This is a genomic window from Methylobacterium sp. UNC300MFChir4.1 (assembly GCF_900110155.1).
Classification (GTDB): domain Bacteria; phylum Pseudomonadota; class Alphaproteobacteria; order Rhizobiales; family Beijerinckiaceae; genus Methylobacterium.
On sequence record NZ_FOCS01000008.1, the window covers coordinates 80933 to 99800 of the forward strand.

General features: G+C 72.0%; 14 protein-coding genes. 9 read left to right on the top strand and 5 right to left on the bottom strand.

The window, feature by feature from the left end; genetic code table 11:
• Positions 1–153: 153 nt before the first annotated feature.
• Positions 154–1329 (bottom strand): vWA domain-containing protein, encoded by a 1176-nt coding sequence (locus tag BMY19_RS13065; RefSeq protein ID WP_100251983.1) that lies wholly within the window; start codon positions 1327–1329, stop codon positions 154–156.
• A gap of 335 nt (positions 1330–1664) precedes the next feature.
• Here BMY19_RS13065 and BMY19_RS13070 point away from each other — a divergent pair, with 335 nt between their 5' ends.
• Positions 1665–2072 carry a hypothetical protein gene (locus BMY19_RS13070; RefSeq protein ID WP_100251984.1) on the top strand — a complete coding sequence of 136 codons (408 nt, stop codon included), beginning with the start codon at positions 1665–1667 and terminating at the stop codon, positions 2070–2072.
• 75 nt (positions 2073–2147) lie between these two features.
• Here BMY19_RS13070 and BMY19_RS13075 read toward each other — a convergent pair whose 3' ends face one another.
• Positions 2148–3992, bottom strand: a complete 1845-nt coding sequence (locus BMY19_RS13075; protein ID WP_042671514.1) for a cation:proton antiporter domain-containing protein — start codon at positions 3990–3992, stop codon at positions 2148–2150.
• Between the two features lie 310 nt (positions 3993–4302).
• Here BMY19_RS13075 and BMY19_RS13080 point away from each other — a divergent pair, with 310 nt between their 5' ends.
• The 7 genes from BMY19_RS13080 to BMY19_RS13110 all read left to right on the top strand — a co-directional run bounded on the left by BMY19_RS13080 (position 4303) and on the right by BMY19_RS13110 (position 11459).
• A complete protein-coding gene (locus tag BMY19_RS13080) occupies positions 4303–5562 on the top strand; it encodes an ATPase (RefSeq protein WP_100251985.1) in 1260 nt (419 codons plus the stop codon).
• Positions 5559–6200, top strand: coding sequence for a hypothetical protein (locus tag BMY19_RS13085; protein WP_020092351.1), 642 nt, complete (start codon positions 5559–5561; stop codon positions 6198–6200). Before BMY19_RS13080 ends, BMY19_RS13085 begins: the two co-directional genes overlap by 4 nt.
• 233 nt (positions 6201–6433) lie before the next feature.
• Positions 6434–7285: an AAA family ATPase gene (locus BMY19_RS13090; RefSeq protein ID WP_091925922.1), complete on the top strand. Its 852-nt coding sequence runs from the start codon at positions 6434–6436 to the stop codon at positions 7283–7285.
• A 64-nt stretch (positions 7286–7349) separates the two neighbouring features.
• Positions 7350–8300 carry a 3-hydroxyacyl-CoA dehydrogenase family protein gene (locus tag BMY19_RS13095; RefSeq protein ID WP_100251986.1) on the top strand — a complete coding sequence of 317 codons (951 nt, stop codon included), beginning with the start codon at positions 7350–7352 and terminating at the stop codon, positions 8298–8300.
• Positions 8297–9055 carry an SDR family NAD(P)-dependent oxidoreductase gene (locus BMY19_RS13100; RefSeq protein WP_100251987.1) on the top strand — a complete coding sequence of 253 codons (759 nt, stop codon included), beginning with the start codon at positions 8297–8299 and terminating at the stop codon, positions 9053–9055. Before BMY19_RS13095 ends, BMY19_RS13100 begins: the two co-directional genes overlap by 4 nt.
• An 18-nt stretch (positions 9056–9073) precedes the next feature.
• Positions 9074–9961: a beta-keto acid cleavage family enzyme gene (locus BMY19_RS13105; RefSeq protein ID WP_100251988.1), complete on the top strand. Its 888-nt coding sequence runs from the start codon at positions 9074–9076 to the stop codon at positions 9959–9961.
• A gap of 268 nt (positions 9962–10229) precedes the next feature.
• Positions 10230–11459 (top strand): ABC transporter substrate-binding protein, encoded by a 1230-nt coding sequence (locus tag BMY19_RS13110; RefSeq protein WP_091680211.1) that lies wholly within the window; start codon positions 10230–10232, stop codon positions 11457–11459.
• A gap of 158 nt (positions 11460–11617) precedes the next feature.
• On the opposite strand, the gene BMY19_RS13115 is transcribed toward BMY19_RS13110, so the two are convergent.
• Positions 11618–12499, bottom strand: coding sequence for an aldo/keto reductase family oxidoreductase (locus tag BMY19_RS13115; RefSeq protein WP_100251989.1), 882 nt, complete (start codon positions 12497–12499; stop codon positions 11618–11620).
• 92 nt (positions 12500–12591) lie between these two features.
• Between BMY19_RS13115 and BMY19_RS13120 the strand changes: the two genes are divergently transcribed.
• The gene (locus BMY19_RS13120; protein ID WP_100251990.1) at positions 12592–13512 is read left to right on the top strand and encodes a LysR family transcriptional regulator; all 921 of its coding nucleotides are present in this window, start codon (positions 12592–12594) and stop codon (positions 13510–13512) included.
• Here the strand turns inward: BMY19_RS13120 and BMY19_RS13125 are convergent.
• On the bottom strand, positions 13496–16657 hold the full coding sequence (locus tag BMY19_RS13125) for an autotransporter domain-containing protein (RefSeq protein WP_100251991.1): 3162 nt from the start codon (positions 16655–16657) through the stop codon (positions 13496–13498). The genes BMY19_RS13120 and BMY19_RS13125 overlap by 17 nt on opposite strands.
• 411 nt (positions 16658–17068) lie before the next feature.
• Complete coding sequence (locus BMY19_RS13130) at positions 17069–18847, bottom strand: methanol/ethanol family PQQ-dependent dehydrogenase (RefSeq protein ID WP_091680204.1); 1779 nt, start codon at positions 18845–18847, stop codon at positions 17069–17071.
• Between the last annotated feature and the right edge of the window lie 21 nt (positions 18848–18868).

An 18868-nucleotide genomic window follows, 5' to 3' on the forward strand; every position in this document is an offset into this window, starting at 1 on the left:
GTCGCGCGATCCCCGCCCGTCCTCGCGAGCGCAGCGAAGCGACCCAGGGTGGCGCGACGTCCGCGTATGCGCCGCTGCTGGATCGCTTCGCTGCGCTCGCGAGGACGGCATCGCCTCCGGTCGCGTCGCGCTGTGAGGCCGTAAAGGCACCTGTCATCGCACCAGGGCCCGCGCCGCCGCGTCGAGCCCCTCCAGGGTGAGGGGGAACATCCGGCCGGCGACCAGCCGCTGCATCATGCCGATCGACTGCGTGTAGCCCCAGTGCGTCTCGGGCACCGGGTTCAGCCACGCCGCCTTCGGGAAATGGTCGAGGAGCCGCTGCATCCAGGTGGCACCCGCCTCCTCGTTCCAGTGCTCCACGGAGCCGCCGGGCGTCGCGATCTCGTAGGGGCTCATCGAGGCGTCGCCCACGAAGACGAGCCGGTAGTCGCTGCCGTAGGTGCGGATCACGTCGAGGAGCGGCGTCTTCGCCTCGTGGCGCCGACGGTTCTCGGTCCAGACCGCCTCGTAGGGGCAGTTGTGGAAGTAGTAGTGCGCGAGGTGCTTGAACTCCGAGCGCGCCGCCGAGAACAGTGCCTCCGCCTGCTCGATGTGCCAGTCCATCGAGCCGCCGACGTCCAGGAACAGCAGCACCTTCACGGCGTTGCGCCGCTCCGGCCGCAGCTTCACGTCGATGTAGCCCTGGCGGGCGCTCGCGCGGATCGTGCCGTCGAGGTCGAGCTCCTCCGCCGCGCCGGTCCGGGCGAAGCGGCGCAGGCGCCGCAGCGCCAGGCGCATATTGCGCGCGCCGATCTCCCGGTCGTCGTCGAGGTCCTTGAACTCGCGCTTGTCCCAGACCTTCACCGCCCGGAAGTTGCGGTTGCCGTCCTGGCCGATGCGGATCCCCTCGGGGTTGTAGCCGTAGGCGCCGAAGGGCGAGGTGCCGCCGGTCCCGATCCATTTCGAGCCGCCCTGGTGGCGCCCCTTCTGCTCGGCGAGGCGCTGCTTCAGGGTCTCGAACAGCTTGTCCCAGCCGAGCGCCTTCAGCTCCGCCTTCTCGGCCTCGGTCAGGTACTTCTCGGCGAGCTTCCGGAGCCATTCCTCCGGGATCGCGGCGGGCTCGACCGCCTCGCCCAGGGTCTCCAGCCCCTTGAACACCGTGCCGAACACCCGGTCGAACCGGTCGAGATGCGCCTCGTCCTTCACCAGCGCGGTGCGCGACAGGAAGTAGAACGCCTCGACGTCATGCTCCGCGAGGCCCCGGTCCAGGGCGCCGAGCAGGGTCAGGTACTCCTTCAGGGAGACGGGGACCTTGGCGTCCCGGAGGGCCGTGAAGAACTGCAGCAGCATGCCGGGAGAACGCGCCAGCCGGGCGTCCGGGTCAAGCCCGCGCGAATCGGTCGGCGCGCCGCCGAGCGTGGCAGGACTTTTCCGAAGGACTTCCGAGTCTTCGCCGATGGTCGACAAGATTCAGCCCCGTCGGCAGCGCCGATTCCGGCGCCCAAACGAGTCTCTCCGACCCGATGGGACTCATAACCTGGGCATAAGTCGTCGAATCTGTTGATATGTGACCGAACAAGCCTCGCCCAGTCACTCAATCGGTCATGGGAATCGCTCAACTCGGGACATCGAGTGTGTGCGGACGCGGCAGCGCGGCCGACACGGAGCTAGCGAGGAGACCTGCGATGGCGGTCATCCTGCGGAATCTGACGGAATTCAAGCGGTTTCTCGGGAAGCCGGGGGCGACGATTCAGCTGGTGCGCAACACCTTCATGGACCGCCAACCGGAGGCGACCCGGGACGCCTACCGCGACAAGGGCATGTACGCCCCGCGGGCGGTGCAGGCCCTGTCGCGCAAGGCCGCGGTCTTCACCCTGCGGGGCTATCCCGGGACGGTCTGGCTCTACTGGGACAAGGGCGCCCGCGGCTGGCGCTTCTCCGGCGACACCGTGACGGTGCCCCTGGTCACAGGCCTCGGGCCGGCGGACGAGCTGGTCTACCGGTGCAGCTTCGCCGACGGGTTCGAGCCAGCGTCGCGCAGCCGCGCGGCGCGGCGGGCCAAGCACGAGGACGCGCACCCGGTCCTGATCTGAGCGGGGCCCCCGGGACCTCCGCTCGGATCTCCCGCCTCAGGCCGCCCCCTCAGGCCGCCCCCTCAGGCCTCCCCCTCAGGCCTCCTGGCCGGCCGCCTCCTGGCGCTCGGGCTCCCGCTTGACCGGGGCCTTGCCGAGTGCCTTCCCGACGGTCCGGCGGGCCCGGAAGATCGGCTTCGACTCGCCCTCGCGCTTCTTCAGCAGGGCGCGGTACTCGTCCCGCCGCTCGTGGATCGACGCGATCACCAGCCCCATCGGCACGCCGACATCGACCAGAACGGCCTCCGACAGCTGCAGCGAGGCCTCGATCGTCTCCGGCACCGCGTCGTCGACGCCGAGCTCGTAGAGCGAGGAGGCGTGGCGGGCGTCGCGGGCCCGGGCCACGATGGTCAGGTCCGGCCGCTCGGCGCGGGCCGCCGCCACCGCTGCCTCGACGGCGCGGGGATTGTCGAGGGTGACGACCAGCGCCCGGGCCGTGGCGATGTCGCAGCGGCGCAGCATCTCGGTGTTGCCGCTGTCGCCGAAATAGACCGGCGCCCCGGCGCGGCGCTGCTCGGCCACCCGCGCGGCGTCGGAATCGAGGGCGATGTACGGGATCTTGTGCCGCTCCAGCATCTCGCCGACCTGCCGGCCGACGCGGCCGAACCCAGCGACGATCACCCGGTTCCCCACGCGCTCCGGCACCGGCTCCGCCTTGGCGGTGGCCTGGGCACTGGCCGTCGCCCGCAGCTTGAGCCGGCGGCCGACGGCGGCGAGCGCCGGGATCATGATCATCGTGACCGTGGTCACCACGAGGGCCGCCGCGCCGACCTCCTCCGGCACCAGGCCGGTGGCCATGGCGCCGCCGATCAGCACGTAGGCGAACTCGCCGCCCGGACCGAGGAGGAGCGCCGTCTCCAGCGCCACCGGCCGGGGGATCTTCAGCACGGGGGCCGCCATCATCACCACGGCGGCCTTGATCAGGACCAGCGCCAGCGACAGGCCGATGATCGCCCCCGGCGTCGCCATCAGCTGCGCCGGGTCGAGGTTCATGCCCACCGAGACGAAGAACACGCCGAGCAGCAGGCCCTTGAACGGGTCGATCGTCGCCTCGATGGCCCGGCGGTACTCGGTCTCGGCCAGCAGCAGGCCGGCCACGAAGGCGCCGAGCGTCATCGACAGGCCGCTCGCCGCCGCGGTCAGCGCCGTGCCGACGATGACCAGCAGGCAGGCGGCCATGAACAGCTCGGTGGAGCGCGTGCGCGCCACCAGCTGGAACAGCGGGCGCAGGGCGAGGCGACCCGCCACCACGATCAGGGCCAGCGCGATCGCCGCCTGGCCCAGCGCCAGGGCGAGGGCCCAGCCCTTGTCACCGCCGTCGTCGCGGCCGAGCACCGCGATCGCGAACAGGGCCGGGGCCACCGCCAGGTCCTGGAACAGCAGCACCGCGAAGCTCGTGCGCCCGGTCGGCGCGTTCAGCCGCTTCTGCTCGGCGAGGACCGGCAGGACCACCGCGGTCGACGACAGCGCGAGGCCGATGCCGACGATCACCGCGCCGGTGATCGGCACGTTGAGCCCGTAGAGGATCGCCCCGAGGATCAGCGCGGAGCAGCCCACCTGCAGGGAGCCGAGGCCGAAGACCAGCCGGCGCAGCACCCGCAGGCGCTCCCACGACAGCTCGATCCCGATCATGAACATCAGGAAGATCACGCCGAACTCGGCGAGGTGCGAGATCTCGGCCCGGTTGCCGATGGTGAAGAGGTGCACAGAGGGATAGGTGTCGGCCAGCCGGCCGAGGCCGAAGGGTCCGAGCAGGGCCCCGGCGCCGATGAAGCCGAGCACCGGCGAGATCCGCAGGCGGTGGAACAGCGGCACCACGATGCCCGCTGTGACGAGAAACAGGATCGCTTCCTTGTAGGAGCCGGCGTGGACCTCTGGCATCGGCGGCGGATCGAACCTCGTCTCTCGGGGGTGGGGAGCGCCGCTCACGGCCGCGCGATCATGGGTCGGCGGCGCCCTCGGAGCAACCGGATTCGGCCGGCGACCGGTCCCGCGGACGTGCGTTCCGACACAAGCCGGATACAGGCGCGGGTGAGACATTTCGGTCACCGGCACGCGGGATGCGGACGGCATCCAAAGGAGGCATGCGGTGAAGGCGTGCAACGCGGCCCAAAATCGGCACAATGCGCGCATACACGCCTGAGTTAACCGGGGGTTAAGCTCGGCCGGGCTCGGCCCGGAACTGGACCGGATGGATGCGACGAGGCCGATGATCTCCATCAAATCGATATTTGCCGGTCCGGCAGCGCCCCCCAGCCGCGACCTCGAGCGCGAGAAGCGCGAGTGGAAGCTCGAGTCGGACCGCTGGCGGCACCAGCGCCACGTCGAGAAGGGCTACCGCATCAAGTGGGGCTACGTGGCGATCGCGTACCTCGTCGAGTTCATGGTGATCGGCGCCTCGCTCTGGGGCGCGTGGCTGTTCGCGGGCGTCTACAGCGACGGCGACTGGCACGCCTTCTACTTCATGCTGCTGGCGCCGCTGGTCTACGCCGCGGTCGAGCTGTGCCGCGTGCCGCTCGGCATCCTGGCCCGGACCCAGCGCTCCTACTTCGTGCGCGGCCTCGCCGTGCTGGGCATCATCTTCGCGGCGGGCGTGACCACCAAGTCGGTGTCGCAGCTCGGCGAGATGATGTTCCATCCCCGCCTGATGGAGGCGGCCCGGACCAAGACCGCCCTGAAGGACGCCCAGGCCGACCGCGCCACGATCGGCGACCGGATCAAGGCGGCCGACGAGCGCGTGGCGCAGTACACGGCCGAGCTCGACCAGATCGAGAAGCGCTCCGCCGACAACGCCCAGCAGCTCGCCGGCCTCCCGGCCCAGCGCTGCGAGCGGGTCTTCGGCACCAACAGCAAGGGCCGGAAGTACCAGAACCTGAAATGCGTGGCCGATCCCCGCGTCGCCGCCCTGTCGCAGGGCGTCGCCAAGGCGTCCGCCGACCGCGCCGGGATGATCAAGGACCTGGAGGAGGCCCGCAAGGCGCGCGCCGCCCTCGATCCGGGCGCCGCCGACCGCCGCGTGGCCGATGCCGAGCAGGGCTATCGCAACGCGGTCAACCGCTCGCAGCTCCACTCCTTCACCGCCATGGTCTACGGCGTCGACCCGATCGACGTGACCGAGAGCCAGGTCCACGCCTTCCTGCGGATCTTCGTGTTCCTGCCCGCGGTCTGCGCCGCCTTCGCGTCGACGATCCTGGCGCTCTGCGCGGTCTCGACCCGCCGGACCTTCATGGACGAGGACGATCTCGGCGCCGCCGTGAACCCGGAGGCGGCCCCCTACATGCTCGACGCGATCGCCGACGCCCTGCGCTCGCACCCCGAGCCGATCCTGCCGCGCGCCGCCAACGCGTCGGGCGCGGTGATCCCGATGAGCCGGCCGGCCCAGGGCCAGCAGGCGCTGCCGAACCAGACCCATCCGGGCCCGACCCTCCCTGCCGCTGGAGCCGGCGCATGAACTACGTCGCGAGCGGGACCCCCGAGAACATCGCCCTCGCCCAGCAGGTGAATTCCCGCCTGCGGGCGGATTCGAGCTACGTCGCGGCCCGGGCCTTCCTGTTCCGGGCGCTGGGCTTCGGCGCCTTCGCGTGCCTCGCGGGCATCGGCGTCGGCGCGGCGGCCTACGGCTGGGCGACCCTGAACCAGTTCGACACCGCCGCCGAGAAGATCGCCGCCGCCATGCAGGCGGCGCTCTCGGACGTGACCCTGAAGACCAAGGGCGAGGTCACGCTCACCGACAACACCCTGAAGCTCGAGGGCCTGCCCAAGGCGCCGGCGACGCCGACGCCCACCAAGGCGCAGCTCGGCAACGACGCCGCCCCGGCCTCCAAGGCCGCGGTGAACACGACCTTCACGGTGTTCAAGCAGGTGCCCTACCTCGACGGGCAGATAGTGACCGGCTGGAACTTCAAGGACAGCGCCGAGCAGCCCTACCAGCAGTACTGCTACTTCTCCCGCCGCTCCAACGAGGCGAAGGGCCAGGTCGAGATCAAGATCGACCTCGCCATGGACGGCAAGACCCTGCCGCAGCCGCAGAAGTCGGACGTCAACCTCGAGATCCTCGCCCGGAACTGCGTCTGGCACGAGAAGGGCTGAGATCGCTCGCGGCGCCACCGTCCTTGCGAGCGAAGCGAAGCAATCCAGGGTAGCGCCACGCCTCCGGACGTCCCGCTGCTCTGGGTCACTTCGCTTCGCTCGTGATGACGGCGTGGACCGTTCGGAGGGCGCATCAGCCGGCACCGACTGGGACGGCCGGGAGGGCTCGGCGCTTGCGGCCCGGCGGCGCGGCGCGCTACCCCTTGGCCCGAGCCCCTCTCTCCGAGACCGCGATGCGCTTTTCCGGAACCGAGACCTACGTCGCGACCCCCGACCTCACCGCGGCGGTCAACGCCGCCGTGGTCCTGGAGCGGCCGCTCCTCGTGAAGGGCGAGCCCGGGACCGGCAAGACCGTGCTGGCCGAGGAGATCGCCAAGGGCTTGGGCGCGCCGCTGATCGTCTGGAACATCAAGTCGACCACCAAGGCGCAGCAGGGGCTCTACGAGTACGACGCGGTCTCGCGCCTGCGCGACTCCCAGCTCGGCGACCCCCGGGTCTCGGACATCTCCAACTACATCCGGCGCGGCAAGCTCTGGGAGGCGTTCACCGCGCCCGAGCGCCCGGTCCTGCTCATCGACGAGATCGACAAGGCCGATATCGAGTTCCCCAACGACCTGCTGACCGAACTCGACCGGATGGAGTTCCACGTCTACGAGACCGGCGAGACCGTGAAGGCCGTGCGCCGGCCGATCGTGATCATCACGTCGAACAACGAGAAGGAGCTGCCGGACGCGTTCCTGCGCCGCTGCTTCTTCCACTACATCAAGTTCCCCGATGCCGAGACGCTGCAGCGCATCGTCGACGTCCACTATCCGGGCATCAAGCACCGCCTCGTCGAGGAGGCCCTGCGGACCTTCCTGGCGATGCGCGAGGTCCCGGGCCTCAAGAAGAAGCCCTCGACCTCGGAGCTGCTCGACTGGCTGAAGCTCCTCGTCTCCGAGGACATCGCCCCCGAGACCCTGCGCGAGCAGGACGGCCGCAAGCTGATCCCGCCGCTGCACGGGGCGCTGCTGAAGAACGAGCAGGATGTCAGCCTGTTCGAGAAGCTGGCCTTCATGATGCGCCGAGACCAGCGCGGCGGCTGAGGCCGGACGGACGACCCGAGGATTCCCGCGAGAGGAGCCCGGGGCAGGGACAGGAGCGTGCGGCATGGGCGAGATCGCGATCGTCGGCGGCGGCGTGATGGGGCACGGCATCGCCCTGGTGCTGGCGCTCGCCGGCCACGGCGTGCGGATCACCGACACGCGGCCCGAGACCCGGGCGCGGATCCCCGGCCTGATGGAATCCGCCCTCGCGACCCTGCGGGAGGCCGGCGCCGCCCCGGAGGGCTGGGATGCCGCGCGGCTGGCCCGGGCCGTCCGGGTCGAGGCGGCGCTCGACGCGGCGGTCTCGGGCGCCGGCCTCGTGATCGAGGCGATCACCGAGAACCCGGAGGCCAAGCGCGCGCTCTTCTCCGAGCTGGACCGGCTCTGCCCGGCCGACGCGATCCTCGCCAGCAACACCAGCTACCTCGACGTCTTCCCGCTGATCCCGGAAGCCCGGCAGGCGCGGGCGCTGATCCTGCACTGGTACACGCCGCCCTACATCGTCGACCTCGTCGACGTGGTGCCGGGGCCCGGCACGGACCCGGCGGTCGCCGTCGCCATGGCCGAGTTCGTGCGCGGCCTGGGCCAGGTCCCGATCGTGCTCAAGCGCTTCATCCCCGGCTACGTCGCCAACCGCATCCAGCAGGCGATCAGCGCCGAGGTGTTCCGGCTCCTCGACGAGGACGTCGCCGCGCCGAAGGACATCGACGACGCGATCATCCACGGGCTCGCCCTGCGCATCCCGATCCTCGGCCACCTCGCCAAGGCCGACTTCACCGGGCTGGAGCTGACGCAGCGGGCGCTGGCCAACGGCAGCTACGCGCCGCCGCCGCCGCGCACCCGCTCCGAGACCCTCGACGCCCTCTGCGCCGCCGGCCGGACCGGGGTGATGGCCGGCAAGGGCTATTTCGACTGGGGCGGGCGGCCGCCGGAAGAGCTGTTCCGCGAGCGCGACCGCAAGCTCCTGGCTTTGAAGGCCGCGATGGCCGGGATCGGCCGGATGGAGGGATCATGATCGGAGCGGACCTGTCCGGGCGGCGCGTCCTCGTCACCGGAGCCTCGTCGGGGATTGGGCTCGCGACCGTCGCGATCTTCGCCCGCAACGGCGCCACCGTGGCGCTGAACCACCTGCCGGACGATCCCCGCGGCCCCGAAGAGGCCGCCCGGCTCGCCGGAGCCGGATTCTCGGTGATCGCGCTGCCCGGCGACGTGTCGCGGGCGGGCGAGGCCGAGGCGATGGTTTCGGCCGGCATCGACCGGCTCGGTGGCCTCGACGTGCTCGTCAACAATGCCGGCACGTCGGGCACGACCACGCCCATCGCCTTCGAGGACCTCGACGCGATGACCGAGGATTTCTGGGCCACGATCCTGGCGACCAACCTGCTCGGGCCGTTCCGCTGCGCGAAGGCCGCGGCCGCGACCCTCAAGGCGAGCCGCGGCGCCATCGTCAACACCGCGTCGGTGGCCGGCCTCGGGCGGCGCGGCTCGTCGGTCGCCTACTCGGCGAGCAAGGCCGGACTGATCAACCTGACCCGGAGCCTCGCCCGGGCGCTGGCGCCGGACGTGCGCGTCAACGCGGTGGCGCCCGGCCTCGTCGCCACGCCCTGGACCGAGCCCTGGTCGGAGGAGCGCAAGGCCTCGACCGTGGGGCGCACCATGCTCGGCCGCATGGCCCGCCCGGAGGACATCGCCGAGACGATCTTCTTCCTGGGCGCGGGCGCGGCCTACATCACGGGCGAGACCATCACGGTCGACGGCGGAGCGATCTGACGCGCGGGGAGCACACACATGGCGAGCACCACCGTCATCACCTGCGCCCTCACGGGCTCCTTCGACACGCCGCGGAAGAACCCGGCCGTGCCGGTGAGCCCGGAGGCCATCGCGCAGTCAGCCCTCGAGGCCGCCGCCGCCGGGGCGGCCGTGGTCCACATCCACGTCCGCGACCCCGAGACGGCCGCGCCGAGCATGGAGCTCGCCCATTACCGCGAGGTGGTGGAGCGGATCCGCGAGAAGAACGACGCCGTGATCCTCAACCTGACCACGGGGGCGGGAGGCCGGTTCGTGCCGGGCGACCCCGACCCGTCGGTCGCCGGCCCGGGCACGACCTTCGTGGGACCGGAGGCCCGCACCCGGCATGTCGGCGCGCTGCGGCCGGAGATCTGCACCCTCGACATCGCCACGATGAATTTCGGCGAGCACCTGTTCCTCAACACCCCCGGCCACCTGCGGGCGATGGCGGGCCACATCCGCGACGCGGGCGTGAAGCCCGAGATCGAGGTGTTCGATCTCGGCCAGATCGAGCTGGCCCGGCACCTGATCGCCGAGGGGCATCTGGCGCGCCCGCCGCTGTTCCAGATCTGCCTCGGCATTCCCTGGGGGGCGCCCGCGACGCCGGAGGCCCTCGTGGCGATGCGCGCCCGACTGCCGGAGGACGCGGTTTGGTCGGCCTTCGGCATCGGCCGGGAGGAGTTCCCGATCCTCGCGGTCGCCGCCGGCATGGGTGGCAACGTCCGCGTCGGGCTGGAGGACAACCTGTACCTGTCCCGGGGCACGCTCGCGCCGAGCAACGCCGCCCTGGTGGAGAAGGCCGTGAGCCTGCTGGCCCACATCGACCGGGAGCCGGCCACGCCCGATCAGGCGCGGGCGATTTTTGGATTGACGCCGCGGGGCGGTTGAGAGGCCGATCGCCGCCGCTCACCCGTCATCGCGTGCGCAGCGAAGCGACCCAGGGCAGCGCGACCTCGGCGAGCGTGGTGCTGCTGGATTGCTTCGCTCCGCTCGCAAAGACGGCGGTGCCGTCTCGGGCGGGGAGGGCTGCCCCTGACGGATCGCCGGCATCCTCACGCGCACCCGTTCCAGCCGCGGACCGCCGCGGATACTCTGCCTTCGGAAACATTCCGAGCGGCGATCAACGCCGCCGGGTGGACACGACAGGGAGAGAGACATGACGCTCCGCCACCGCGCCGCGGCGCTGCTCGGGAGCTTGTGCGCGTTCGGCGCCGGCGCGGCGCTCGCGGCCGACCTCGTGCCGGTGAAGATCGGCGTGCTGAACGACCGCTCCGGCGTCTACTTCGACTCCACCGGCGAGGGCTCGGTGGTGGCGGCCCGCATGGCGGTCGAGGACTTCAAGCCGGAGGAACACGGGCTGAAGGTCGAGGTCGTCGCCGCCGACCACCAGAACAAGCCCGATGTCGGCGCCTCGATCACCCGGCAATGGTACGACCGCGACGGCGTCGACGCGGTGTTCGACGTGCCGACCTCCTCGGTGGCGCTCGCCATCGCGCAGATCACCAAGGAGAAGAACAAGGCCTTCATCAACTCGGGCGGCGGCACCGCCGACCTCACCGGCCCGGCCTGCACGCCCAACACCGTGCACTGGACCTACGACACCGCGGCGCTGGCCAACGGCACCGGCAAGGCCATCCTCAAGCGCGGCGGCAAGTCCTGGTACTTCATCACCGCCGACTACGCCTTCGGCCTCGCCCTGGAGCGCGACACCAAGGCGGTGGTGGAGAAGAACGGCGGCAAGGTCGTCGGCGGCGTGCGCACGCCGTTCCCGAACCCGGACTTCTCCTCGTTCCTGCTCCAGGCCCAGGCCTCGGGCGCGCAGGTGATCGGGCTCGCCGATGCCGGGCTCGACGCCGCCAACGCCATCAAGCAGGCGCACGAGTTCGGCATCCGCCAGGGCGGTCAGACGCTCGCCGCCCTGCTGATCGCCATCACCGACATCCACTCGCTGGGCCTGGACGTGGCGCAGGGCCTCGCCTTCACCGCCTCGTTCTACTGGGACCTCAACGACGGCACCCGGGCCTTCGCGGAGCGGTTCGAGAAGCGCATGCCCGGCAAGAAGCCGACCTCGTACCAGGCGGGCGTCTACGCCAGCACGCTGCACTACCTGAAGGCGGTGGCGGCCCTGCACTCGGCCAAGGACGGCGCCGCCGTGGTCGCCAAGATGAAGGAGATGCCGACCGACGACCCGCTGTTCGGCAAGGGCACGATCCGGCCGGACGGGCGCAAGATCCACCCGATGTACCTGTTCGAGGCCAAGGCGCCGTCCGAGTCGAAGGGCGCGTGGGATCTCTACAAGGTGCTGGAGACGATCCCGGCCGAGCAGGCCTTCCGCCCGATGAGCGAGGGCGGCTGCCCGATGGTGGCCGGCATGACGGCGAAGTAGGCCTCGGGTCGCTCCTTTCCGCACCGCCGTCCTTGCGAGCGGAGCGAAGCGATCCAGACGGCGCGACGCCGACCGTCGTCGCGCTGCCCTGGGTCACGTCGCTGCGCTCGCGATGACGGTGAGGGAGCTCCCAACCGAAGCGTCCGGACGGAAACCGTTCACGCCGCCCCGATCCGATCCAGCGCCGCCATCGCCTCATCCGGGAGCGCGAGCGTGGCCGCCGCGAGGTTCTCGCGGAGGTGGCCGAGGGACGACGTCCCCGGGATCAGCAGGATGTTGGGCGACCGGCGCAGCAGCCACGCCAGCGCCACCTGCATGGGCGTCGCGCCCAGCCCGGCCGCCACCGCCGACAGAGTGTCCGACTGCAGCGGGCTGAACCCGCCCAGGGGGAAGAACGGCACGTAGGCGATCCCGGCCGCCGCGAGGTCGTCGACGAAGGCGTCGTCGCCCCGATGGGCGAGATTGTACTGGTTCTGCACGCAGACGATGTCGGTGATCCGCCGCCCATCCGCGACCTGCCGGGGCGTCGCGTTGCTCAGGCCGATCCGGCGGATCAGCCCCTGGCGTTGGAGATCCGCCAGCACCGTCAGCGGCGCCTCGATCGAGCCTTCCGCGGGGCCGTGGACGTCGAACATCAGGCGCAGGTTGACCACGTCGAGGGCGTCGACGCCGAGGTTGCGCAGGTTGTCGTGGACCGCCCGGGTGAGGTCCGCGGCCGAGAAGGCCGGGTTCCACGAGGCGTCGGCCCCGCGCTCGGCGCCGACCTTGGTGACGATCACGAGCCCGTCCGGGTAGGGGTGCAGCGCCTCGCGGATGATCTGGTTGGTGATGTGCGGCCCGTAGAAGTCGCTCGTGTCGATGTGGTCGACCCCCGCCGCCACGGCCGCGCGCAGCACCGCGACCGCCGCCGCGCGGTCCTTCGGCGGCCCGAACACGCCGGGCCCGGCGAGTTGCATGGCCCCGTAGCCGAGCCGCTTCACTTTCCGGCCGCCGAGGGGGAAGGTCCCGGCCTGCGCGATGTCGGCGGTGATGGCGGTCATGACGGATCTCCTGTTGGCGCTCCGGATGTACACGCCACGCTTTGCGCCGATAAGCCGTGACAATCGGCACGGGCCGTGCGGATTCTGGAACGATGACCCAGGATCTCACGGACCTCGCCGCCTTCGTGACCGTGGCTCGGGCCGGCGGCTTCCGCGAGGGCGCCCGCGCCGGCGGCGGCAGCGCGTCGCGCCTCAGCGAGGCGGTGCGCCGGCTGGAGGCGGGCCTGGGGGTGCGCCTCCTGAACCGCACCACCCGCAGCGTCGCGCCGACCGAGGCGGGGGCCCGCCTGCTGGAGCGGCTCGGCCCGGCGCTCGCCGAGGTGGAATCCGCCCTCGACGTGGTGAACGGGTTCCGCGACCGTCCCGCGGGCACGCTCCGGCTCAACGTGCCGCTGAGCGCCGCCCGGCTGGTGCTGCCAGCCCTCGTGCCGCCGTTCCTGGCGGCCTACCCGGAGATCCGCCTGGAAGTGGTGGTCGAGGACGGGTTCGTGGACGTGCTGGCGGCGGGCTGCGATGCCGGCATCCGCTACGACGAGCGGCTGGAGCAGGACATGATCGCCGTGCCGATCGGCCCGCGGCGGCAGCGCTTCGCCACCGCGGCGGCGCCCGCCTATCTCGAGAAGCGCGGCCGGCCGGAGCACCCGCGGGATCTCCTGGGTCATGCCTGCCTGCTCGGGCGCTTCCCCAGCGGCGCCCTGACGGCGCCGTGGGAGTTCGAGCGCGACGGCACCATCGTCCGGGTGGACCCGTCCGGCCCGCTGATCGTGCGGGTCGCCGCCAGCGACCTCGCGGTGGAGGCGGCGGTCGCCGGCACCGGGATCGTCCACCTGTTCGAGGACTGGCTGCGGCCGCAGCTCGCGAGCGGGGCCCTGGAGCCGGTTCTGGAGCCCTGGTGGCAGGTCTTCTCCGGCCCGTTCCTCTACTATCCCGGCCGGCGGCACCTGCCGGCGCCCCTGCGCGCCTTCGTGGACTTCGTCGGCGCGCAGGCGTCGCGCGCTAGAACCGCAGGGTGAAGCGGCCCGTCACGGCCTGGTCCTGGGCGCGGGCTCCGGTCTGGCCCGTGTAGGCCACGCCCAGGCTCGCGTTCGGCGCCACCGCCAGGTCCAGGCCCACCTGCGCCACCAGCGCGTCCCGGGCGATCGGCACGCCCGCGCTCAGGAAGGCCGGGCCGCCCGCTCCGAAGGCCAGCAGAGCCGTCGGCACGACGTCGCCGAACGCGCGCCGGTAGCCGACGAGACCGCGCAGCGTCACCGGCAGGCCGAGGCCCAGGTCCAGGCGCGCCTGCGCCCGCACGCCCACCGTCGCCGCGCCGAGGTCGTAGTCCCGCGCGAAGCTCGCCAGCGCCGCCGCGCCCCCGGCCTCCGCGAAGGCGCCGCGCCGGATGCCGACATAGGCCCCGCCCGCGAACGGCTCGACGAAGCGCGCCGCCGGCGTGCCCAGCGCGATCCTCCAGCCGATCTCGCCGAAGCCCTGCACCGTGGAGCCGCCGCCGTGCCCGCTCAGCGTGTCGGACAGGCCGTACTGCACCGCGCGGCGGGTGCGCGCGTCCGTGTCGGCGTAGAGCGCGCCGAGCCGCAGCGACAGCGGGCCGAGCTCGTAGCCGCCGTACAGGCCGCCGAACCCGCTCCTGAGCGTCGCGCTCTCCGCCCGGCTCGCGCCGCCCGCCCGGCCCGCGCTGTCGAGGAAGGCCTCCGTGTAGCCCCCGACCGCGCCGAAGCGCAGCCCGCCGGGGAGCCGCACGTCCGCGCCGGCCGCGAAGCCGGCGATCTGCCGGTCGAGGCCGAACGCGTTGCCGCCGCCATCGGCCGTGCCGAAGGCGCCGAAGCCCTGGCCCCAGAGCCCGAACACCTGCGGGTCGAGGGTGCGCACCGGCACGGTCGCCACCACCGGGGCCCGGCCGGGCAGGTCGGCCTCGTCGGCGGCCGGCAGGGCGCCGGCGTCGAGCCCGGCACCGGGATCGCCCCAGCGCAGGCGGTCGAGCACCGCCTCGCGCACGAAGAAGGCGGTCTCGTAGGCGGTGGACACGGTGCCGGCGTGGACGTCGCCGGCCAGCGCCCGGAAGCCGCTGCCGGCCTCGTTGGCCGTGAAGGCGACCGCCGCGTCGTAGAGCCGGCCGGCGCCGATCGCCTGGATCGCGTTGGCGGCGGCCGCGCCGTTGCGCGAGGTGGCGCTGGCGGCGAAGGGCACGTCGTTGCGGGTGAGCGTCAGGTCGACCGCGTCGGTCCGGTAGCGCAGGCCCGGGGTGAGGAAGGCGAGGTTCGCGGTCACGCCGGCGAACCGGCCGGAGACGCCGCCGGCGGCGGAGAGGATCGTGTAGGTGGTGCGCGGGTTGTAGGCGCCGGAGGCGGCGCGCACCTGGACGGTGCCGCCCGACAGGGTGGCGGTGCCGGTGGCGGCGATCCGGTCGGCCCGGCCGGCGGCGTCGGCCTCGACCCGGTAGGTCGACCCCGGCGCCAAGCCGACGTTGCCGGCGACCGTGAGCGTGCCGATGGAATTGCCCGGCGCCACCGTGGCGCCCGCGAGCGCGACGATCCCGCCCAGCGTGCCCGAGCCGCCGAGCTCGGCCCCCGGCAGCACCGACACGACCGAGTGGGCGAGGCCGCCGTTCACGACGAGCCGACCGGCCTGCACCGCGGTGGCGCCCGTCAGCGTGCTGAGCCCGGTGAGCGTGAGGGTGCCCGCCCCGGTCTTGGTGAGGGTCCCGGAGCCCGAGACGGCGTTGGCCAGCGTCCCGTCGGTCGATTGATCCACGACGAGCGCCGCGTCGTCGACGATGGCGCCCGTGCCGAAGGCGCCGGCATGGCCGACGAGCGTCCCGCCGCCGATCGTCGTGCCGCCCGCGTAGGTGTTGGCGCCGGTCAGGACCAGCGTCCCGCTGCCGAGCTTCACGAGGCCGCCCGCGCCGCCGATGTCGTTGCGCCAGACGTCGTAGGCCGAGAACCCGCCCCGGGCCGCGTCCATCGTGACGGTGACCGTGCCGCTGAAGGCGCCGTAGCCGTCGGCGGCGGCGAACAGGTTGATGCGGTCGTAGCCCAGCCCGTTGTCGAGGAAGCCGCCGGAGGGCAGCTCCGTGGTCGCGATCACGTCGCGGCGCTGCGCCGCCGTGAGGTAGGGAAAGCGGGTCGCGAGCAGCGCCTCGGCACCCGCCGGGACCACCGGCGGACGGTCCGTGGGCCCGACCGGTGGCAGGCCGTAGGTCAGGCGCGCCGTGTAGGCGGCCTTGTTGCGCGCGTAGTCGGAGAACCGGTCGGTGGCCGGATCCACGGGCGCGTGGGCGCACTGCTCCAGCGGGCCGCCGCAGGCCTGGCTCAGGTAGCTCTGCGCCTGCGCGAAGGCCTCGCCCAGCAGGGCCGCATTCGCCGGGTCGTTGAGCGCCCGGATGGCGAAGTAGGTCGCCAGCACGCGGCCGCCGATCACGTCGGTGGGCGAGTGCATGCCCGCCTCGATCCGGTTGTCGCCGAGCTCGCTCGCGCGGGTGAGCAGTTCCTGGAACCGCTGCGGCACCGCGTAGGCCAGGGCGAGGGCCGAGAGATAGGCGGCGTTGGTGTGGCCGCTCGGGAAGCCGCCATCCGTCGCGGGGGTCGGGCTCTTCTCCGGCCCAAGGGAGGGCGGCACGACGAGGCCGAGGCCCTGGCCGTTCAGGCTCTGCCGCCAGGGGCGCGGATAGCTGTAGGCGTCCTTGGCCGGGCCGGTGGAGGCGTTGGTCCGGAACGCGTTGACCAGCTGCACGACCTTCCCGAGGGGCGACGTCGTCACGCCGGCACCGGTCCCCTGGTCGACGTACTGCACGCGCGACGTGGTCGCGTCGAAGGCCGGGATCGTGGTGGTCGCCCCCGATCCCGCCAGATTGGCCCGCGTCAGCGGCCCGAGGCCGTCGATGACGCTGTAGCTCTGGTTGCGGCGGTCGTCGTAATAGGCGGCGATCTCCTGCGCGCCGGTCCGCTCCCGCGCCCGCTCGGCGACGATCTGGATGTTGCGCAGCAGGAGGGGCGCCCCGAGCGCCGTGGGCGATCCGGTGTCGTATGTCCGTCCGGGGATCCAGATCCGCCGGAAACCCGACAGGATGTCGACGCCGTTGCCGGCTGTCTGCGCCTGGGCGCCCGGACCGAGCAGCACGACCGCCAGCGCGGCGAGTGAGACCCCATATCCTCGTGTCATGACGCGCTCCCCGACACCGCCCCGTCCGGCCGGTCGCGCGCCCCATATCCAAGATCATCGAGGTCAGATCGTCATAGTTCGTTCAAAATCGGACGCATTTTCGATTCGTATCCCCTGAGCAACACTCTGTGAGGCGGCTTATTTCTTATAACTATATTTGAGAAATTGGAATTTTTACTTCTGAATTTGCCCGAACAGCACTTCTGACCGGTCATCGATCGCCGTGAGCGGCGCGGCCGCGTCTGGATAGGCCCGCCCGAGACCGGCCACCGGCGCCGGTGGCGGGGTCATGCGGGACAGGAGAGGCGGCCCGGGATGCGTCCAGCCAGACCCGGCGCGGGAGTGCCTCGGAAGGTCAGGGAGATGCCGTGCGAATCGCCCGGCGGCGCGTGCGGACGCCGCCGGGGCGGCTCACTGCGGCAGTTCGAACACCGTGAGCTGCCCGCCCGGCGCCGTGTACTGCGACAGGGCCGCGTAGCCCCCCACCGCCCCCGAACCGTCCGCGGGGTCGGTCAGCCCGGCCGCCAGGCCGATCCCGGCCCAGCCGCCGACCCCGGACAGCACCGCGACGTACTGCTTGCCGCCGTGCAGGTAGGTGGTGACGTTGCCGACGATCCCGGATGGGGTCTTGAACCGGTACAGCTCGTGCCCGTCCCGCGCGTCGACCGCCTTCAGGTAGCCCTCCAGCGTGCCGTAGAAGACCACGTTGCCCGCCGTGGCGAGCGCCCCCGACCAGACCGAGAACGGCTCCGGGATCGTCCAGGCGATCCGGCCCTTCGCGCCGTCCCAGGCGATGAACGCCCCGGTCCGATCCGAGCCCTCGGGCGGGTGCAGGGTGAGCGTCGCGCCGACATAGGGCTGGCCGGGCGTGTAGGTGACCCGGAACGCCTCGTAATCCATGCACATGTGGTTGGTCGGCACGTAGAACAGCCGCGTCTTGGCCGAGTAGGCGGCCGGTTGCTGGTTCTTGGCTCCGAGCGCCCCGGGACAGATATTTTTGGTTGCTTCGTCCTCGTCGGCCTCGCCGGGAGCGTAGCGCTTGTCGACCACCGGCTTTCCGTAATCGGGCGCGGCGGGATCCACGCTGATCCGGCTGGCCCAGTTCACCGTGGGGTCGAACTTCTCCGCCACCAGCAGCGCGCCGGTGGCCCGGTCCAGCGTGTAGCCGAAGCCGTTGCGGTCGAAATGAGTCAGCACCTTCCGGGCGCGGCCGTCGATCACCTGCTCGGTGAGGATCATCTCGTTGACGCCGTCGTAGTCCCACTGGTCGTGGGGGGTCATCTGGTAGACCCAGCGGGCGATGCCCGTATCGGCGTCGCGGGCGATGATCGCCTGTGCCCACCGGTTGTCGCCCGGGCGCTGGTTCGGGTTCCAGGTCGAGGGATTGCCGGTGCCGTAATAGACGAGGTTCAGGTCCGGATCGTAGGAGAACCAGCCCCAGCTGCAGGCGCCGCCGGTCCGCCACTGGTCGCCCTCCCAGCTCTTGAGCGAGGAATCGCGGCCGACCGGGCGCCCGAGCTCGGTCGTCGTCTCCGGATCGACCAGCATGTCGGCGTCCGGCCCGGTGGCGTAGGCGCGCCAGAGCCGCCGGCCCGTCGCCTGGTCGTAGGCCGTGACGTGGCAGCGCGCCCCGTACTCGCCCCCCGCGAGCCCGACGATGAGCTTGCCGCGCACCGGCAGGACCGTGGCGGTGTTGGTCTCGCCCCGGCCCGGGTCGCCGTTCCTCACCGACCACAGCACCCGGCCGGTCTCGGGGTCGAGCGCCACCACGGTGGTGTCGGCCTGCTGGAGGAACAACCGCCCGTCCGCGTAGGCGAGCCCCCGGGAGACCGTGTCGCAGCACATCACGGCGATGACGCTCGCGTCCTGCCGCGGTGCGTAGCGCCACAGGATCCTCCCGCCCCGGTCGAGGTCGAGGGCGTAGACCACGTTGGGGAACGGCGTGTGCACGAACATCAGGTGTCCGACCACGATCGGCGCACCCTCGTGGCCGCGCAGGACGCCGGTGGAGAAGGTCCAGGCGACCTTCAGGCGCCCGACATTGCCGGCGTCGATCTGGTCGAGAGCCGAGTAGCGGGTGTTGGCGTAGTCCAGGGTCTGCAGGACCGGCGACGGGCCGGCCGCCGCCGCGGAGGCGAGGCCGGCGAGCGGCAGGGCCGCGAGCAGTGAAGCACGCATCGACGCACGCATCCTCGTGATCCTCATCGCCGC

What these genes read in the sequence shown, in the direction of transcription:
- BMY19_RS13110 (WP_091680211.1), top strand. Translation starts at nt 10,230, where the DNA reads ATGACGCTCCGCCACCGCGCCGCGGCGCTGCTCGGGAGCTTGTGCGCG.
- BMY19_RS13115 (WP_100251989.1), bottom strand. Translation starts at nt 12,499, where the DNA reads ATGACCGCCATCACCGCCGACATCGCGCAGGCCGGGACCTTCCCCCTC.
- BMY19_RS13090 (WP_091925922.1), top strand. Translation starts at nt 6,434, where the DNA reads ATGCGCTTTTCCGGAACCGAGACCTACGTCGCGACCCCCGACCTCACC.
- BMY19_RS13130 (WP_091680204.1), bottom strand. Translation starts at nt 18,847, where the DNA reads ATGCGTGCGTCGATGCGTGCTTCACTGCTCGCGGCCCTGCCGCTCGCC.
- BMY19_RS13065 (WP_100251983.1), bottom strand. Translation starts at nt 1,329, where the DNA reads ATGCTGCTGCAGTTCTTCACGGCCCTCCGGGACGCCAAGGTCCCCGTC.
- BMY19_RS13085 (WP_020092351.1), top strand. Translation starts at nt 5,559, where the DNA reads ATGAACTACGTCGCGAGCGGGACCCCCGAGAACATCGCCCTCGCCCAG.
- BMY19_RS13080 (WP_100251985.1), top strand. Translation starts at nt 4,303, where the DNA reads ATGGATGCGACGAGGCCGATGATCTCCATCAAATCGATATTTGCCGGT.
- BMY19_RS13100 (WP_100251987.1), top strand. Translation starts at nt 8,297, where the DNA reads ATGATCGGAGCGGACCTGTCCGGGCGGCGCGTCCTCGTCACCGGAGCC.
- BMY19_RS13095 (WP_100251986.1), top strand. Translation starts at nt 7,350, where the DNA reads ATGGGCGAGATCGCGATCGTCGGCGGCGGCGTGATGGGGCACGGCATC.
- BMY19_RS13075 (WP_042671514.1), bottom strand. Translation starts at nt 3,992, where the DNA reads ATGCCAGAGGTCCACGCCGGCTCCTACAAGGAAGCGATCCTGTTTCTC.
- BMY19_RS13070 (WP_100251984.1), top strand. Translation starts at nt 1,665, where the DNA reads ATGGCGGTCATCCTGCGGAATCTGACGGAATTCAAGCGGTTTCTCGGG.
- BMY19_RS13125 (WP_100251991.1), bottom strand. Translation starts at nt 16,657, where the DNA reads ATGACACGAGGATATGGGGTCTCACTCGCCGCGCTGGCGGTCGTGCTG.
- BMY19_RS13105 (WP_100251988.1), top strand. Translation starts at nt 9,074, where the DNA reads ATGGCGAGCACCACCGTCATCACCTGCGCCCTCACGGGCTCCTTCGAC.
- BMY19_RS13120 (WP_100251990.1), top strand. Translation starts at nt 12,592, where the DNA reads ATGACCCAGGATCTCACGGACCTCGCCGCCTTCGTGACCGTGGCTCGG.